At 72.0% G+C, this 18006-nt stretch carries 12 protein-coding genes; 8 read left to right on the top strand and 4 right to left on the bottom strand.

Going from position 1 to position 18006, the window contains the following annotated elements:
* Positions 1–43 precede the first annotated feature (43 nt).
* Positions 44–1702 carry a dolichyl-phosphate-mannose--protein mannosyltransferase gene (locus MK786_RS05935; RefSeq protein WP_241111304.1) on the top strand — a complete coding sequence of 553 codons (1659 nt, stop codon included), beginning with the start codon at positions 44–46 and terminating at the stop codon, positions 1700–1702.
* A 4-nt stretch (positions 1703–1706) separates the two neighbouring features.
* Here the strand turns inward: MK786_RS05935 and MK786_RS05930 are convergent, their stop codons facing one another.
* Positions 1707–3551, bottom strand: a complete 1845-nt coding sequence (locus MK786_RS05930) for a thioredoxin domain-containing protein (protein WP_241111303.1) — start codon at positions 3549–3551, stop codon at positions 1707–1709.
* A gap of 10 nt (positions 3552–3561) precedes the next feature.
* Positions 3562–4401, bottom strand: a complete 840-nt coding sequence (locus tag MK786_RS05925; RefSeq protein ID WP_241111302.1) for an aldo/keto reductase — start codon at positions 4399–4401, stop codon at positions 3562–3564.
* A 115-nt stretch (positions 4402–4516) separates the two neighbouring features.
* On the opposite strand from MK786_RS05925, the gene hrpA reads away from it, so the two are divergent.
* Together hrpA and MK786_RS05915 are read left to right on the top strand one after the other, a co-directional pair.
* Positions 4517–8431, top strand: a complete 3915-nt coding sequence (gene hrpA / locus MK786_RS05920; protein WP_241111301.1) for an ATP-dependent RNA helicase HrpA — start codon at positions 4517–4519, stop codon at positions 8429–8431.
* A 29-nt stretch (positions 8432–8460) separates the two neighbouring features.
* Entirely contained in the window at positions 8461–9402 is a 942-nt protein-coding gene (locus MK786_RS05915) for an NADP-dependent oxidoreductase (protein ID WP_241111300.1), read from the top strand.
* Between the two features lie 245 nt (positions 9403–9647).
* On the opposite strand, the gene MK786_RS05910 is transcribed toward MK786_RS05915, so the two are convergent.
* A complete protein-coding gene (locus MK786_RS05910; protein WP_241111299.1) occupies positions 9648–10490 on the bottom strand; it encodes a sulfurtransferase in 843 nt (280 codons plus the stop codon).
* Between the two features lie 80 nt (positions 10491–10570).
* On the opposite strand from MK786_RS05910, the gene MK786_RS05905 reads away from it, so the two are divergent.
* Positions 10571–11950, top strand: a complete 1380-nt coding sequence (locus MK786_RS05905) for an O-acetylhomoserine aminocarboxypropyltransferase/cysteine synthase family protein (protein ID WP_241111298.1) — start codon at positions 10571–10573, stop codon at positions 11948–11950.
* On the opposite strand, the gene MK786_RS05900 is transcribed toward MK786_RS05905, so the two are convergent.
* Positions 11923–13251: a M20/M25/M40 family metallo-hydrolase gene (locus MK786_RS05900; protein ID WP_241111297.1), complete on the bottom strand. Its 1329-nt coding sequence runs from the start codon at positions 13249–13251 to the stop codon at positions 11923–11925. The genes MK786_RS05905 and MK786_RS05900 overlap by 28 nt on opposite strands.
* Before the next feature lie 83 nt (positions 13252–13334).
* Between MK786_RS05900 and MK786_RS05895 the strand changes: the two genes are divergently transcribed.
* From MK786_RS05895 to MK786_RS05880, 4 genes are all read left to right on the top strand, one after another.
* Entirely contained in the window at positions 13335–14336 is a 1002-nt protein-coding gene (locus tag MK786_RS05895; protein ID WP_241111296.1) for a Gfo/Idh/MocA family protein, read from the top strand.
* A gap of 1 nt (position 14337) precedes the next feature.
* Complete coding sequence (locus tag MK786_RS05890) at positions 14338–15213, top strand: NYN domain-containing protein (RefSeq protein ID WP_241111295.1); 876 nt, start codon at positions 14338–14340, stop codon at positions 15211–15213.
* A gap of 121 nt (positions 15214–15334) precedes the next feature.
* Positions 15335–16693 carry an MFS transporter gene (locus MK786_RS05885; RefSeq protein WP_241111294.1) on the top strand — a complete coding sequence of 453 codons (1359 nt, stop codon included), beginning with the start codon at positions 15335–15337 and terminating at the stop codon, positions 16691–16693.
* 123 nt (positions 16694–16816) lie between these two features.
* A complete protein-coding gene (locus MK786_RS05880) occupies positions 16817–18004 on the top strand; it encodes an ROK family transcriptional regulator (protein ID WP_241111293.1) in 1188 nt (395 codons plus the stop codon).
* The last annotated feature ends 2 nt before the right edge of the window (positions 18005–18006 follow it).

Here is an 18006-nt window from a genome sequence, read left to right as displayed (position 1 = left end):
CCGTGCACGAAAGCCCCAGGTGGCGCGCTCTTAGAATGTGCGGGTGACGCACCTTGCCCGGCTGGACGCCGACCCGCCCGCCGAGCCGACGGCCGGGTCCGAGCGCCCCGTCGCGCACACCGAGCCGCTGCTCCCCTCCGTGCGGCCGAGCCTGTACGAGCGCTTCACCTCGCGCCTCGCCGACGACCCGCGCGCGCGGCGCCTGTACGCCTGGCTCGGTCCTGCGCTCGTCGTGCTCCTCGCCGCCGTCCTTCGGCTGTGGAACCTCGCGGCTGCGCACGACCTGATGAACCAGTTCGACGAGACGTACTACGTGAAGGACGCGTGGACCCTCTCGCAGCTGGGATACGAAGCAGCGTGGCCCTCCGAGGCGAACGCCCGCTTCCTCGCCGGTGACGTGAACATCTTCACGACCGATCCCGCGTTCGTGATCCATCCCCCTCTCGGCAAATGGATCATCGCGCTCGGGATGATGGTGCTCGGCCCCGAGAACGGGTGGGGCTGGCGCATCACGACCGCGCTCCTCGGCACGGCGGCCGTGCTCGTGCTCATGCTGATCGCGAAGAAGCTGACCCGCTCGACGACGTTCGCCGTCGTCGCGGGGCTCCTCATGGCCGTCGACGGCCTCGCCATCTCGATGAGCCGGGTCGCCCTCCTCGACACGCCGCTCATGTTCTTCGTGCTGCTCGGATTCCTCTTCGTGCTGCTCGATCGAGAACGAACGATGACCCGCATCGCGCAGACGGTCGCCGCGCGCTATGACGGCGACGAACCGCCCGCGTGGGGCGCGATCCTGTGGAACCGGCCGTGGATCCTCGCCGCGGGCGCGGCGCTGGGCGCGGCATCCGCTGTCAAATGGTCGGGTGTGTGGGTGCTCGCCGGACTCGGCGTGTACCTCGTGGTCACCGACGCCCTCGCGCGTCGTCGGGCCGGCGTGCTGTTCTGGCCGACCGACGCGATCCGGCAGGGCGTCGCGACCTTCGTTCTGCTCGTCCCGGTCGCCTTCGCGGTGTACATCGCCTCGTGGTCGGGCTGGCTGCTCAGCGACGGCGGCTACAGCCGTCACGCCGCCGACGCGAACCCCGCGACCGGCCTGTGGTCGTGGGTGCCGCTGTCGCTGCAGAGCCTGTGGCTCGACCATGTCACGATGCTCAACTCGGCGTCACAGATCACGTCCGGCCACTCGTACGCGAGCCCGGCGTGGCAGTGGCCGCTGCTCGTGCGCCCGACCGGCATGTACTACCACCACGACGCGCTGGGGGTGGACGGCTGCGCGGCCACGAACGGCTGCTCGGAGGTCGTGGCCAGCATCCCGAACCCGCTCATCTGGTACGCCGGCGTCGCCGCGGTGATCTACCTCGCCTACCGTTTCGTCGTGGCGCGCGACTGGCGCCACGCTCTCGTGCTCACCGGCGTCGGCGTCACCTACGTGCCATGGCTGTTCTACCCCGAACGCACGATCTTCCAGTTCTACACGGTGCTGGTGCTGCCGTTCGTGCTGCTCGCGCTCACCTTCGCGTTGCGCGACATCGCCGGTCCGCAGCACGCCGACGCCTACCGCCGCCTCACCGGGCAGCGGCTCGTCATGGTCTTCCTGGTGGTCGCCCTCGCGCTGTCGGCGTTCTGGTACCCGGTCGTCACGGCGATGTCGGTGCCGTACGACTTCTGGCGGCTGCACAACTGGCTGCCGACCTGGGTCTGACGGCTCAGCAGGAGAGGTCGGCCGGGTCGGTCACCGGCAGCCGGCACGCGAAGTCGCGGCAGTCATAGGCCGTGGCGACGCCCCCTTGCGCCACCTTGCCCTCGAAGAGCGAGAATCCAGCCGAGGCGAACGCGTCGGCCTGCCCCGGAGCGACCACGGTGACGACATCGGCAGGGATGCGGCGAGCCGCCGTTGCGAGCCGCCCGGCCGGCTCCTCGCTCACGACCACCACTTGGCGCGGCGCCACGGCGAGCGACGCGGCCGTGCGCAGCAGCGCACCGTAGGCGAGCGGCTGGCCGAGCCCGGCGGACGCGTACGTACCGACGACCCGCTCGGCGGTCTCGCGCCACTCGGCGCCGGCGCCCAGCACCCACAGCGCGAGCGCGGCATCGGCCAGCGCCGCAGGCCCCGACGGCTCGTCGCCGTCGGACGCGCCATCCGGTGCCCCGACTCCCTGTGCGGCGAGCACGGGGTCTCCCCCGCCGGGCACGGCGAGGGCGCCATCAGGGGCGACGCACGCGGCGACCAGCTTCCGCGCCCGCACGGCGTAGACCACGTCGCCGGTCGCGAGCGCCAGCCGCACGAGGCCGCCGGCGAGCTGCCCGTAGTCGGCCAGGGTCGCCGACGCACGCGACGGGATCTCGTCGAGCGACGCGCGCACGAGACGTCCGTCCGCGGTGGTGTTCGTCTCGAGCACGGCGTCGGCGGCCCACCGCGCCGCTTCGATCCAGCGCGGCTCGCCCAGGCGAGCGCCGGCCCGGGCCAGCGCGCCGATCGCGAGTCCGTTCCAGCCGGTGACGACCTTGCCGTCGACCGCGGGAGGCTCGAGGTCGCTGCGGGCCGCGGCATCCCTCGCGTAATAGCCGCCCTCGCTGCGGGCGCCGTCGATCCAGGACTCCGAGTCCTGCGCGGCGCCGAATCCGCCGCTCGGCTGCTGCAGCACGTCGAGCAGGAATCCCGCGACGCCGCGCGCCGTCTCGTCGTCGCCGGCGTCCAGCGCCACGTCGAGCAGCTGCGCGTTGTCGGTCAGCATCCGCTCGTAGTGCGGCACCGACCAGTCGCGACGCGTGGCATAGCGGAAGAACCCGCCCTCGACGTGGTCGCGCAGGGGTGAGGCCGCCATCGCGGCGAGCGCCCGATCAGCGACTGCGGATGCCTCGGCCGACGCCTCGCGCACAGCGCGGGCCTGCAGGAACCGCAGCGCCGTCGCGACGGGGAACTTCGGAGCGTTCGGATCCGCACCGCCGAACCCGCCGAACTCGCGGTCCTCCCGCGAGGCCAGCACGCGGGCGGCGTCTGCCAGCTGTTCGATCGAGGGGAGAGCGGATGCTGCGCCCCCGCCGCCTGCTCTGACCTCGGCGAGCGCCGACACCACGGCATCCGCGGTGCCGTCGATCTGATCGCGACGCTCCTCCCACGCCTCGCGCACGGCGGCGAGCACCTGCCGGAACGCGGGCATGCCGCCGCGAGGCTGCGGCGGGAAGTATGTGCCGGCGAAGAACGGGCGGCCCTCCGGCGTCGCGAAGACGGTCAGCGGCCAGCCGAGGTTCGCGGTGAAGGCGCCGGCGGCCGCCATGTAGGCGGCGTCGACCTCGGGATGCTCCTCGCGGTCGACCTTGACGGCCACGAAGCCGGCGTTGACCTCGGCCGCGGCGGTCGGGTCGTCGAACGACTCACGCGCCATGACGTGGCACCAGTGGCAGGTCGAGTAGCCGATCGACACCATCACCGGCACGTCGCGGGCGCGCGCCTCGGCGAACGCGTCCTCGCCCCACGGGAACCACGAGACCGGATTGCCCGCATGGGCGCGCAGATACGGGCTCGTGGATTCCGCGAGACGGGGGTTCATGGCGTTCCGGTCAGTTCACCTCGTCGGGGTGGGCGCTCACGCGCCCCGCGCCACCGGGCTGCTCCATCGCGTCGATCGCCGCGATCTCGGCGTCGGTGAGCTCGAAGTCGAACACGTCGAGGTTCTCGACGAGGCGCTCGCGGCGCACCGACTTGGGGAACACGATGAACCCCTTCTGCAGGTGCCAGCGCAGCACCGCCTGGGCGGGGGTCTTGCCGTGCGCCGCGGCGGCGGACGCGACGGGCTCTGCGCCGAACAGGTCGTACTTGCCCTGACCCAGCGGCCCCCACGACTCGATCTTCACGCCGTTCGCGGCAGCCCAGTCGGTGATCTCGCGCTGCTGGTAGGCGGGATGCAGCTCGATCTGGTTGACAGCGGGAACCACACCGGTCGCGCCGACGATCCTCTCGAGGTGGGGAACGAGGTGGTTCGAGACGCCGATGGAGCGCGTGAGCCCCGCGTCGCGGATCTCGATCATCTTCTCCCAGGCGTGCAGGTAGTTGTCGGCGGCGGGCGTCGGCCAGTGGACGAGGTACAGGTCGACCTTCTCCAGGCCGAGCTTGCCGAGGCTCTCGCGGATCGCGGCGTGCGGCTGGTCGCCCTCGTGGCGGTCGTTCCAGAGCTTCGTCGTGATGAAGAGCTCGTCGCGCGCGAGACCACTGGCGGCGATCGCCGCACCCACGCCCTCCTCGTTGCCGTAGATGGCGGCGGTGTCGATGTGCCGGTAGCCGACCTCGAGAGCCTCGGAGACGGCTCGCTCGGTGTCGTCCGCCGGAACTTTGAACACGCCGTAGCCGAGCTGCGGGATCTCGTTGCCGTCGTTGAGCTTCACAGTGGGGGTCGATGCCATGACGTCCAGCCTACGAGCGGCGGAGCCCCCGGGTCGCGAATCGGCGGCTCCACCCCAGGAACGCCTGACCGTCTCCGTCGGCCGTCGTGGCACGTCCGTCATACGATGGAGGGCTATGTCTGCGCCCGAACCCGTCATCTCGTACCCGCCGGAGCTGCCCGTCAGCGCCGCGCGCGACGAGATCGCGCGTGCGATCCGCGAGCACCAGGTCGTGATCGTCGCGGGCGCGACCGGGTCGGGAAAGACGACCCAGCTGCCGAAGATCTGCCTGGAGCTCGGCCGCACCCGGATCGCCCACACGCAGCCGCGGCGCATCGCGGCACGCACGATCGCCGAACGCGTCGCCGAGGAGCTCCAGGTCCCTCTCGGCACGACCGTCGGCTACAAGGTGCGCTTCACCGACAAGGTGTCCGAAGACACGCGCATCGCGCTGATGACCGACGGCATCCTGCTCAACGAGATCCACCGCGACCGGGTGCTCTCTCGCTACGACACGATCATCGTCGACGAGGCGCACGAGCGGTCGCTCAACGTCGACTTCCTCATCGGATACCTCAAGCGGGTGCTTCCGCGCCGCCCCGACCTCAAGGTCGTCATCACCAGCGCGACGATCGATCCCGAGAGCTTCGCCCAGCACTTCGCCGCAGCCGACGGCACGCCCGCCCCGATCATCGAGGTCTCGGGCCGCACGTATCCCGTCGAGGTGCGCTACCGCCCGCCGTCGCCGTCCGGCACGGGCGAGTCCGACGATGTCGACGGCATCACGGCCGCGCTGCGCGAGCTCGATCGCGAGCCCGCCGGCGACGTGCTGGTGTTCCTGCCGGGCGAGGCCGAGATCCGCGACGCGATGGATGCCGTGCGCGGCATGTATGCGAAGGATGCCGCTCCCACCGAGGTGCTGCCCCTCTACGGACGACTGAGCGCCGCGGAGCAGCACCGCGTGTTCGAGCGGTCGGCCGTCGCCGGCGTGCGCCGCCGCGTGATCCTCGCGACGAACGTCGCCGAGACGAGCCTCACCGTGCCCGGCATCCGCTATGTCGTCGACACCGGCACCGCGCGCATCTCGCGATACAGCAACCGCAGCAAGATCCAGCGCCTGCCCATCGAGCCCATCTCTCAGGCGTCGGCGCAGCAGCGGTCCGGGCGCGCCGGGCGCACGAGCCCGGGTGTCGCCATCCGCCTCTACGCCGAAGACGACTTCGCCGCCCGCGACGAGTTCACCGAGCCCGAGATCCTGCGCACCAGCCTGGCCTCGGTCATCCTGCAGATGCTGGCGCTGGGCTTCGGCGACATCTCGTCGTTTCCTTTCCTCATGCCGCCCGATTCCCGAGGCGTGAAGGCGGCGTTCGACCTGCTCGTCGAACTCGGCGCCGTGCGCGCCGGTCGCGGCGGCGGTTCCCCCGCCCTTACCGACCTGGGTCGCGAGATCGCGCGCCTTCCGATCGACCCGCGCTTCGCGCGCATGCTCATCGAGGCCCGTCGCACGAACGTGCTGCGCGACGTGCTGGTGATCGTCGCCGGCCTCTCGATCCAGGACGTGCGCGAACGCCCCGAGGAGCGCCGCGACGAGGCCGACCGGCTGCATGCCCGCTTCACCGACCCGACGAGCGACTTCCTGAGCCTCCTGAACCTCTGGAACCACCTGCAGGAGCGGCAGGCCGAGCTCGGCTCGAGCGCGTTCCGGCGTCTCTGCCGTCAGGAGCACCTCAACTACGTCCGCGTGCGCGAGTGGGCCGATGTGCACCGCCAGCTCAGCGCCATCCTCGGCGTTTCGCGCAAGGCGTCCGCCGCCACCGGCCCGACCGCCGATCCCGCTGACATCCACCGCGCGATCCTCTCCGGGCTGCTGTCGCAGATCGGCATCCTCGACGACCGCACCCCCGCCAAGACCGCCCAGCGCGGCGGGCGCGGCACCGAGCGCCCCGAACGACGGTCCGCCGAATACCTCGGCGCCCGCGGCACCCGCTTCGCGATCTTCCCCGGCTCGGGTCTCAAAAAGCAGCGGCCCACCGCCGTCATGGCGGCCGAGGTGGTCGAGACGTCCCGCCTGTTCGCGCGGACCGTCGCGGCGATCGACCCGGAATGGGCAGAGCCGCTCGCAGGCGACCTTGCCAAGCGCCAGTTGAGCGAGCCGCACTGGTCGAAGGCCTCGGGTGCGGCATCCGCCTACGAGAAGGTGACGCTCTTCGGCGTCGACATCGTGCCGCGACGCCGCGTGCAGCTGGCGCGCTTCGATCGGCCGTTCGCCCGCGAGCTGTTCCTGCGGCACGCGCTGGTAGAGGGCGAGTGGGATGCCTCGGCCCTCGACAAGCGGCTGACGGCGTTCGAGCGGCGCAACCTCGAACTGCGCCGCCGCCTCGAGAAGATCGAGGAGCGCGAGCGGCGTCGCGACATCCTCGTCGGCGACGAGGCCGTGTACCGCTTCTACGACGCCCGCATCCCCCGCGACGTCTTCGACGTCCGCTCGTTCGAGGCGTGGTGGCGCGACACGGCGGAGCGCACTCCGCGGCTGCTCGACATGACCGAGGCCGACCTCGTCGACGAGGCGTCGCGCGGCGACGAGCGCGACTTTCCCGCGCGCTGGCAGCAGGGCGACCAGGTGCTCTCGCTCGCCTACCGGTTCGAGCCGGGCGCGCCCGACGACGGCGTGACCGCGGTGGTGCCGCTCGCCCTGCTCGCCCAGCTGCGCCCCGACGGGTTCGACTGGCAGGTGCCCGGGATGCGCGACGAGCTCATCACGGCGCTGCTGCGCGCGCTTCCCAAGGCGATCCGCCGGCACGTGGTGCCGGCCGCCGACTGGGCGGCCACCTTCGGCGCGGAGCTCGCGGGTCACGGCCCCGAGTCGCACGAGGGACTCCCGCCGACGGGTCTGCGCGAGGCGCTCGCCGCCCGTATCCAGCGCGTCGCCAACCAGCCCGTGACGGCCGCGGACTTCGAGCTCGACCGTGTGCCGGGCCACCTTCTCGTGTCGTTCCGCGCGGTCGACGAGCGCGGCCGGACCGTCGGCTCCGACCGCGACCTCGCGGCGCTCCAGCGCCGCCTCGCCGACCGGGCGCGGACAGCCGTGTCCCGGTCGCTGAGCGAGCGCGGCGCGCCGAACCGCCGCGCGCCGGCCGCGCCGTCGCCGTCGGCACCGGCGGCGCCAGGCGCCGCCTCGACCTTCACCGAGCGCACCGGCCTCACCGAGTGGACGTTCGGCGACCTCCCGGACGTCGTCGACACCCGCGTCGCCGGCGGCGTCGTGCGCGGCTACCCCGCCATCGTCGACGAGGCGGCGACGGTCGCCCTCCGCATCGAGGCGACGCCCGAGGCCGCGGCGACGGCGACCCTCGCCGGCGCCCGGCGATTGCTCCTGCTCGCGGTGCCCTCCCCTTCGGCCTACGTGCTCGACCACCTCACGTCGGCGGAGAAGCTCGCGCTCGCTGCATCCCCCTACCCGTCCGCGAAGGCGCTCGTCGAGGACGCGCGCGTGGCGGTGGCCGATGCCGTCATCGCGCGCACCGCGCCCGACGGCGTCGTGCGCACGCGCGCCGGCTTCGACGCGGTGCGCGACGCGCTCTCGGCGGTCGTCGTGGACGAGCTCTTTCAGACCGTGTCGCTGACGGCGAGGATCCTGACCACGGCGCGGGACGTCGAACGCGCCGTGCGCGGCCAGAACTCGCTCACCCTGCTCGGCGCTCTGAACGACGTGAAGAGCCAGGTGGCGGGCCTGGTGTTCCCCGGCTTCATCTCGCGCACCGGCACCACCCGGCTCGCCCACCTCCCGCGGTATCTGCGCGGTGCACTCGACCGTGTGAAGGCCCTCGCCGACAACCCGGGACGCGACCGCCAGCGCATGTCGGAGTTCGAGCGGGCGGCAGCCGCGTTCGCCGAAGCCGGCGGGGCGATCCCGGTGCCTAACGGCCAGGCTGCGGCGCTGACCCGGGCCCGGTGGCTGCTCGAGGAGTACCGCGTCAGCCTGTTCGCCCAGCAGCTCGGCACCGCCGAGCCGGTGTCGTTGCAGCGCATCCAGAAGGCGCTGCGGGAATAGGGTTCCAGAACGAGGAGGTTGCCCCAGCCATGGCCACTGCGATCGTCTACACCGAGTTCGGCGGACCCAAGGTCCTCCATGCCGTCGAGATCCCCGCGCCCGTTCCGGCCGCCGACGAGGTCGCGATCCGCGTCGAAGCGGCGGGGGTGAACCCGATCGACGCCAAGCTCCGCGCCGGCAAGCGCGCCTCGGCCGAGATCGTCGAGCCGCGTCGCGTCGGCAACGACGGCGCCGGCATCGTCACGGCCGTGGGCGACGACGTCGACGGGTTCCGGCCGGGCGACGCCGTGGTGTTCTCCGGCGCGTCCGGCGCGTACGCCTCCGACCTCGTCGTGCGCGCCGACCGCGTGCACTCCCGCCCGCCGCAGGTCGACGCCGCGACCGGCGCCGCGCTCGGCATCCCGGTCGGCACCGCGTACCAGACCCTCCGGTCGCTCTCGGTGGGCACGGGCGACACGCTCCTGCTGCACGCCGGCTCGGGCTCCGTGGGGCAGGCCGCGATCCAGCTCGCCGTGCTGTGGGGCGCGACCGTCATCGCCACCTCGTCGCCTCGGCGGGCTGACTCGGTGCGCGCGCTCGGCGCCACACCCGTGCCATACGGGGATGGACTCGCCGACCGCGTCCGCGAGCTCGCACCCCAGGGCGTCACGGTCGCGATCGACGCCGCCGGCACCGATGAGGCGCTGCAGACCTCGATCGAGCTGGTCTCCGACAAGACCCGCATCGCGACGCTCGTGAGAGGACGGGATGCCGCGTCCCTCGGCATCCGCGCCTTCTCGGGCGGCTCGCCCGTGCCCCTCACCGCTCAGCAGCAGGCGTGGCGGGGAGAAGCCGTGCCCGTCGTGCTCGCGCTGCTCGCCGCCGGACGCTTCGCCGTCGAACTCGGCCCGTCGTTCCCGCTCGCCGACGCCGTGGACGCGCACCGGGCGGTCGAGGCCGGGGTCGACGGCAAGATCACGCTCGTCCCTTAGTCTCGACCGCTCAGCGACCCCGGGTTGGCCGGCAGCGTGGCGACCCTCCCGCGCGCGGTCGCGCGGGGCTCACCCGTCGCGATGTGCCGACGCCAGCGGCACTTCGTGACGGGCGAGCCAGGCCCCCTGGTGCCACGAGCTGGGCTCACCTGTCGCGATGTGCCGACGCCAGCGGCACTTCGTGACAGGCGAGCCGGGCCGGGTGCCGCGAGCGGGGCTCGCCCGTCGCGATGTGTCGGACCGGGTCAGGCGCCTCCCGGCTCGGCTCCGGTCGCGATCGGACGGCCCGGGGTGTTCGACCACTGGCTCCACGAGCCGGGGTAGATGCGCAGGTCGAGCCCTGCGAGTTCGGCGGCGAACACGGCCTGCGCGGCCGTGACGCCGGACCCGCAGTACGCCGCCGCAGGGATGCCGGGCGCGACGCCGGCCTCGGCGAACAGGGTGCGGAGGGCCGCGGCATCCCGGAATCGATCCTCCACGACGTAGTCGGTCGTCGGCAGGTTCACGGCACCGGGGATGTGCCCGGCGACGGGGTCGATCGGCTCGACCTCGCCGCGATAGCGTTCGGGCGCGCGCACGTCGAGCAGCACTCCCTCCGACGGCAGCACCGCAGCCTCGTCGATCGACAGCACGGGCTCGGAGAGCGGCTGCAGCACGACGTCGCCCGGTTCGGGCTCGACCGCGCCCTCCTCGACCTGGAGCCCGGCCGCCCTCCACGCGCCGAACCCGCCGTCGAGCAGGCGCACGTCGGTCACGCCGGTCCGCGTGAGGAGCCACCACGCGCGCGACGCGCCGAGCGAACGCGCGTCGTCGTAGACGACCACGGTGTCGCCGGCGCGCAGACCCCAGCGACGGGCCGCCGCCTGGAGGTCGTCGAGCGCGGGAAGCGGGTGCCGGCCGTCCTCGGCGCGACCGTGACGCGACAGCTCGGACTCCAGGTCGACGTAGACGGCGCCGGGGATGTGACCGGCCAGGTGGTCGGCGCGGCCGTCCGGCTTGTCGAGCGAATACCGGACGTCGAGGACGCGCACGTCTTCGCGCGAAGAGAGGAGGTGGTCGAGTTCTGCGGGGGTGATCAGCTGGGCCACGCCTCCATCCTCACCCATGCGGCGTGCAACAGTTCGACACAGGCGGGTCACGGGGGCCTCACGACCCGACAATGGATCGCATGTCCCCGTCCTCTCGCGCGTTCGCGACGGCACAGGTGCAGGCGGGTTACGACGCCGGCATCGCCGAGCACACCGCCGTGCCGTCGATCCACCAGTCGAACGCGTTCGAGTTCCGGTCCCTGAGCGAGGCCCGCGACCTCTTCGCGCTGCGCCGCGACGGCAACATCTACAGTCGCGCCGCGAACCCGACCGTGCTGGTCTTCGAGAAGCGCGTCGCCGAGCTCGAGGGCGGGGTGGCCGCGGCCGGTGTCGCGTCGGGGCAGGCCGCCGTGGCCATCGCACTCCTCGCGCTCGCCAAGCAGGGCGAGCACATCGTCGCCGCGCGCCAGCTGTACGGCGGCACCGTCGATCTGCTGCAGGACACCTTCGCCGACTGGGGCATCGCGGTCACCTTCGTCGATCAGGACGACACGGATGCCTGGGCTGCGGCCGTGCGTCCCACCACGCGCGCGTTCTTCGCCGAGTCGATCACCAACCCGATCGCGCAGGTGCTCGACGTGCGCGCCGTCGCTGAGCTCGCGCATCGCGCCGGTGTGCCGCTGGTGATCGACGCCACCGTAGCGACGCCGTACCTGCAGCGGGTCAAGGACCTCGGGGCGGACATCACCGTGCACTCGGCCACGAAGTTCCTCGGCGGGCACGGCACGTCGCTCGGCGGCGTCGTGGTCGACCTCGGCACGTTCGACTTCACAGCCGAGCCCGGGCGCTGGCCCCAGCTCACACAGACATACGCGCGGGTGCCGAGCGGCAGCCTCGTCGAGCGCTTCGGAGCGACCGGGTCGCCCTACATCGCGCTGGTGAAGACCAAGTACGTGCATGACCTCGGCCCGTCGCTGTCGGCGTTCAACGCGTTCCAGCTGCTGCAGGGCCTCGAGACGCTCGACCTGCGCATCGCGCGCCACTCCGCCAGCGCGCTCGAGGTCGCGCGGTTCCTCGAGGGCCACGCGGCCGTCGCCCGCGTGCACCACCCGGGGCTGGAGTCCAGCCCGTGGCATGCCCTCGCGAGCGAGTATCTGCCGCGCGGCGCGAGCTCGGTGTTCGCATTCGATCTGCCGGGAACCGGTGACGCCGGGGCCGACTTCGCGTGCGTCGAGGCGTTCATCGCGCGCCTGCGGCTGGTGAAGCTCGTCGCCAACATCGGCGACGCGCGCAGCCTCGTCGCGCACCCGTCGTCGATGACGCACAGCCACCTGTCGCCCGCGCAGCTGGCCGACGCCGGGATCACCCCCACGACGATCCGTCTCTCGATCGGCCTCGAGGATCCGGCCGACATCGTCGCCGACCTCGCGCAGGCGCTCGCCGCCCTGACGGCATCCCCGGCCACGCGGACTGCGGCCGACGCATCCGAGCCTCAGCTCGCGGCGAGCAGCGCCCGATAGAACCCGATCCCGCGCAGCCACACGTCCACGCGGATGCGCTCGTTGTGCGAGTGCAGCGCGTCGCGCTCGCCGCGCGTCAGGTGGAACGGCGTGAAGCGGTACACGTGCTCCGAGATCGCGGTGAACCACCGGCTGTCGCTCGCCCCGAGCTGCAGGTAAGGGGTCGTCACCACGTCCTCGCCGAGCGACGACGCGACGGCGGTCGCGAGGCGCCGCCACGCGTCGCCCTGCCACGGGGACACCGGCGACGGGTCGGACCCGTGCCGCACCTCGATCTCGACCTCGGGGTCGCCGACGACGCGACGCACGCGCTCGGCGGCGCCTGACACGGTGTCGCCCGTGAGCAGCCGGATGTTGATCGACGCCTTCGCCGTGGTCGCGAGCACGTTCTCGCCCGGCGCGCCGCTGAGCTCGGTCGCGACGGCCGTCGTCCGCACGATCGCGTTCATCTCCGGCCCCAGCCGCGCGAACGCCGTCGCGACCAGCGGCCCGGTGACGGCGAGGCTGCGGAACAGCGAGCGCAGAGGCTGGGGAGCGTGCGGGGCGATCGTCGAGAGCATCGCGCGCACCGGCGGGGCCAGACGCGTCGGGAACGGATGGCGGTGCAGCCGGTCGATGGCCCGCGCGAGGCGCGCCGTCGCCGGCACCGCGGGCGGCGTCGACGCATGCCCGCCGCCCTCGCGGGCGGTGAGCAGCAGCGTCATCACCCCGCGCTCGGCGACCCCGACCATGGCGGTCGGCGCGGTCACACCCGGGATCACGCCCTCCACCACGGCGCCGCCCTCGTCGAGCACGAGAGCGGGACGGATGCCGCGCCGGCGCAGCACGTCGACCATCGCCTGGGCCCCGCCCCCGGCGGTCTCCTCGTTATGGCCGAACGCGAGATATACGTCGCGCGCGGGCGCGAAGCCCTCGGCCGCCAGCTGCTCGACCGCCTCGAGGATCGCCACGAGGGAGCCCTTGTCGTCGATCGCGCCGCGCGCGTGGATCGCCGCCTCCGCTCCCTCGCCCGCGATCTCTGCCGCGAACGGGGCGGTGTCCCACTCCGACTCGACGACGGGCACGACGTCGATGTGTGCCATGAGCACGAGCGGATCGGCGGCAGCGGCGCCCGGCCACCGGAACAGCAGCGAGTGCCCGTCGACGACCTCGCGCTCGAGCGACGCGTGCACCGCCGGGTACAGCCGCGCGAGCGTCTCCTGGAAGGCGTCGAAGGCCTCCCAGTCGATCTCGGACTCGTCGGCGTGCGACACGGTGGGAATGCGCAGGAGCTCGCGGAAGCGGTCGACGGGGGATGCCACGCCCCGAGCCTAATCCGGCCGCGGGCGCGGCCCGGGGCGGGGGCGTGCCCCGCGCCGCCCGGACGGTCGCTACGCTCGGGACCATGACCTCTTCCTCCCCCTCGACCGGCCTGCGCTGGGGCATCCTCGGACCTGGCGGCATCGCACGCGCGTTCGCCTCCGATCTGCGCACCGCCGGCCTCGACCTCGTCGCGGTCGGATCCCGCAGCGCCGACTCGGCCGGCGCCTTCGCCGCCGACTTCGAGGTCGCCCATGTGCACGGGTCGTACGACGCCCTCGTCTCGGACCCGGACGTCGACATCGTGTACATCGCGACGCCGCACCCGTTCCACGCGGAGCAGGCGATCCTGGCGCTGGAGCACGGAAAGCACGTGCTCGTCGAGAAGCCGTTCACCCTCACCGGCGTCGAAGCGGCCCGCGTGCGCGACGTGGCCGCGGAGCGGGGTCTGCTTGCCATGGAGGCGATGTGGACGCGGTATCTGCCGCATATGGCACGCATCCGCGAGATCGTCGCCTCGGGCGCGCTCGGCGACGTCCGGATCGTGATGGCCGACCACACCCAGAAGATCTCGACGGATCCGGCCCATCGCCTGAACGCGCTGGAGCTCGGCGGCGGAGCGCTGCTCGACCTCGGCATCTACCCGATCTCCTTCGCGTGGGACATCCTGGGCGAGCCGCTCGCCATCACCGCGTCGGCGCGACTCGGCGAGACCGGCGCCGACACCGAGGTGGCGACGATCATGTCGCACGCCTCGGGCGCTCTGTCGACCTCGATCTCGGGATCGCGCTCGGCAGGCCCGAACACCGCCTCGATCATCGGCACCGAGGCCCGCATCGACATCGCGTCGGTCTGGTACAACGCGACGTCGTTCCGTCTCGTCGCGCCCGACGGGAGAGTGCTCGAGGAGTACGCGTCCGCGATCACGGGCCGCGGCATGCAGTTCCAGGCGCTCGCCGCGGAACGCCTCGTGTCGGCCGGGCTGACCGACAGCGACGTGCTGCCGATCGACGAGACCGTGGCGATCATGTCGACGCTCGACGAGATCCGCGAGCTCATCGGCGTGCGCTACCCCGGCGAGGAGTGACATGACCGACCTGCAGAACGCCCGCGTCGCCGTCTACCTGGACTTCGACAACATCGTCATGAGCTGGTACGACCGCGTGCATGGCAAGAATTCCTACTCGCGCGACCGGCAGAAGATCATGTCGGATGCCGAGGACCCGGCCATCGCCGAGCGCCTCGCCGCCGCCATGATCGACGTCGGCGCGATCATCGACTACGCCACGTCGTTCGGCACACTCGTGCTCACCCGCGCGTACGCCGACTGGTCGTCGCCCGTGAACGCGGTCTACCGTTCGCAGCTCGTCGCCCGCGCGGTGGACCTCGTGCAGCTGTTCCCCGCAGCGGCGTACGCGAAGAACGGCGCCGACATCCGGCTCGCCGTCGACGCCGTGGAAGACATGTTCCGGCTCCCCGACCTCACCCACGTGGTGATCGTCGCCGGCGACTCGGACTACGTGCCGCTCGCCCAGCGCTGCAAGCGCCTCGGCCGCTTCGTGGTGGGCGTCGGCGTCGCGGGGTCCACGGCGAAGTCGCTCGCCGCGGCGTGCGACCAGTTCGACTCGTACGACGCCCTGCCCGGCGTCGCCGCGCCCGAGCCGGTCAAGAAGGACAAGGACGACGCGACGCCGTCGCGCCGGCGGTCCCGCAAGGCCTCCGCGCCCGACCCGGTCGAGGCGCTCCTCGAGCGTGCGCTGCGGCTGGAGAGCGACAAGGAAGACGTCGAGTGGCAGCACGCGTCGGAGGTGAAGAGTCTCATCAAGCGGCTCGATCCCGCGTTCAGCGAGAAGGCGCTGGGCCACAAGAGCTTCACGGAGTTCGTGCGCGCGCACCCCGCTGTCGCCGAGATGGACGACTCGGGCAACATCGTGCTCATCCGCCTCGCCGCCGACCGCGCGTAGTCTCTCGGCCGCACGTGAGGACATTCTCACCGGGCATCCTTGAAACCTGAATCCTCCTTCATGTAGCGTCGCTCCGGCGGCCTCTCCGGCCGCATCGCGCTCTACGAGGAGGTATCAGCGCATGGCATCAGCCACGGCATCCCCCGACAAGCAGTCCAGTCTGCGCCGGGTCGTCACCGCATCGATGGCGGGCACCGTCGTCGAGTGGTACGAGTTCTTCCTGTACGCGACAGCGGCGACACTCGTCTTCAACGTCGTCATGTTCCCGCCGTCGGACGACCCCTACACACCGATCATCGCCGCGCTGACGACGTATGCCATCGGCTTCGTCGCGCGACCGCTCGGCGGCATCGTGTTCGGGCACTTCGGCGACAAGTACGGCCGCAAGAAGCTCCTGCAGCTCGCGATCGTCCTCGTGGGCGTCGCGACGTTCCTGATGGGCTGCCTCCCGACGTTCGACCAGGTCGGCTACTGGGCCGTCGGGCTCCTGCTCTTCCTGCGCTTCGCCCAGGGCTTCGCCGTCGGCGGCGAGTGGGGCGGCGCTGTGCTGCTGGTCTCCGAGCACTCCCCCGACCGCTCACGCGGCTTCTGGGCGTCGTTCCCCCAGGCCGCGGTGCCGCTCGGCAATCTGCTCGCGACCGTGGTGCTGCTGGTCCTGAGCAACACGCTCTCGCCCGAGGCGTTCCTCTCGTGGGGCTGGCGCGTGGCCTTCTGGCTCTCCGTCGTGATCGTCGCCGTCGGGTACTACATCCGCACGCGGGTGACCGACGCCCCGATCTTCACGGAGGCGCAGAAGCAGGCCGAGGAGTCGAAGCACACGCGCTACGGCGTGGTCGAGGTCATCAAGCGCTACCCCCGCGGCGTGCTCACCGCGATGGGCCTGCGCTTCGCCGAGAACATCATGTACTACCTCGTCGTGACGTTCTCGATCGTCTACCTGCGCACTGCGCTGCAGCTCGACGTCGCCGCGATCCTCGGCTACCTCGTCATAGCGCACATCGTGCACATGGTCGTGATCCCGCTGGTCGGCGCACTCGCCGACCGCGTCGGCCGCAAGCCGGTGTACTTCGCCGGAACCGTCCTGGCGGCGGCGTGGGGCTTCATCGCGTTCCCGATGTTCGACACGCGCGACCCGATCATCATCATCGTGGCGATCTGCCTCGGCCTGATGATCCACGCGCTCATGTACGCCCCGCAGCCGGCCATCATGTCGGAGATGTTCCCGACACGCATGCGCTACTCCGGAGTCTCGCTGGGCTACCAGGTCACGTCGATCGTGGCGGGCTCGCTCGCGCCGATCATCGCGACCGCGCTGCTGCAGCAGTACGGCACGTGGCAGCCCGTGGCGGTCTACCTCGCGATCGCCGCGGCGATCACGCTCGTCGCCGTCGTCTCCATGCGCGAGACGAAGGGATCGTCGCTCCACGACCTCGACCGCATCGACGAGGAACGGCTGACCGCCGACCGCGCCGCGGTGTGAGGACCGGGCGGATGCCTCGTTCCCTTGCGACGAGGCATCCGCTCCTCTCTGCCCGAAAGGCCCCCGAGGAATGCCCGGAGCCAGCCCTGATCTGGGGAATCACGCGTCGGGTACAGTGTGGTCGTGGCACGCCGCAACCCGCCTCCCGGCTCGCAGACCTCGCTCCGCGAGGCCAATCGCGCGCGCCTGGTCGAGTCGCTCAAGCGCCACGGCCGCCTGACCCAGGTCGAGCTCGCCGGCTCGACGGGCCTGTCCCCCGCCACGGTGTCGAACATCGTCAAGGAGCTCGCCGCCTCCGGCCTGCTCCACACCTCGTTCACGTCGCGCAGCGGTCGCCGCGCGACGCTGGTGTCGCTGGCCCGCCAGCTCGGACTCGTCGCCGGCGTGCACTTCAGCTCGCGCCAGCTGCACATCGCGATCGCCGACACGGCGCGCGCGATCGTGACGCAGTCGTCGCTCCCGCTCGCCCTCGATCATCGCCACGACGCAGAGCTGGATCGCCTCAGCCTGCTGCTGGGCGACATGATGGAGTCGCTCGGGGGCTCGCTGTCCGACCTGCTCGCGGTCGGCCTGGCCCTCCCCGCCCCCATCGATCCCCGCACCGGCATGGTGTCGACCCCCGGGCTGCTGCGCGGCTGGGAGGGCGTCGACGTCGCGGAGAGCCTCTCCGCGCGCATCGGGCGGCCCGTCTACGTCGACAGCGAGGCCAACCTCGGTGGCCTCGCCGAGGCCCGCGAAGGCAGCGGGCGCGAGGCATCCTCGTCGGTGTTCATCCGAGTCGGGCACACCATCAGCGCCGGCCTCATCGTGGGCGGCGACCTCTTCCGCGGCGTCAACGGCAAGGCCGGCCAGATCGGCCACGTCACGATCGACGAGAACGGCCCGATCTGCCGGTGCAGCAATCGCGGCTGCCTCGAGACCTACGCGGGCGGTCCCGCACTGCTGTCGCTGTTCCCCGCCGGTGAAGGCATGCAGCGGCTCGGCGATCTGCTCCAGGCCGCCGAGGCGGGCGACGGCAGCTCGCGCCGGGTCATCGCCGACGCCGGACGCCACATCGGCATCGCCGCGGCGAGCCTGTGCAATCTCTTCGACCCCGAGCTGATCGTCATGGGCGGCGAGCTGGCCCAGGCGGGCGAGATCCTCATGGCGCCCATGCGGCATTCGCTCGAGCGCACCGCGCTGCCCTCTGCCGGCGGACTGCCCGAGATCGTCGGCGCCTCGTTCGGCGAATGGGCCGAGACCCGCGGCGCCATCGCCATCGCCCTCGACCACGTGACGGTGGACGCGCAAGCACTCCCCCATTCGGCGTAGGG

This window comes from Microbacterium sp. CFH 31415 (genome assembly GCF_022538185.1).
Lineage (GTDB): Bacteria > Actinomycetota > Actinomycetes > Actinomycetales > Microbacteriaceae > Microbacterium.
This window is presented reverse-complemented; position numbering and strand designations above follow the sequence as displayed.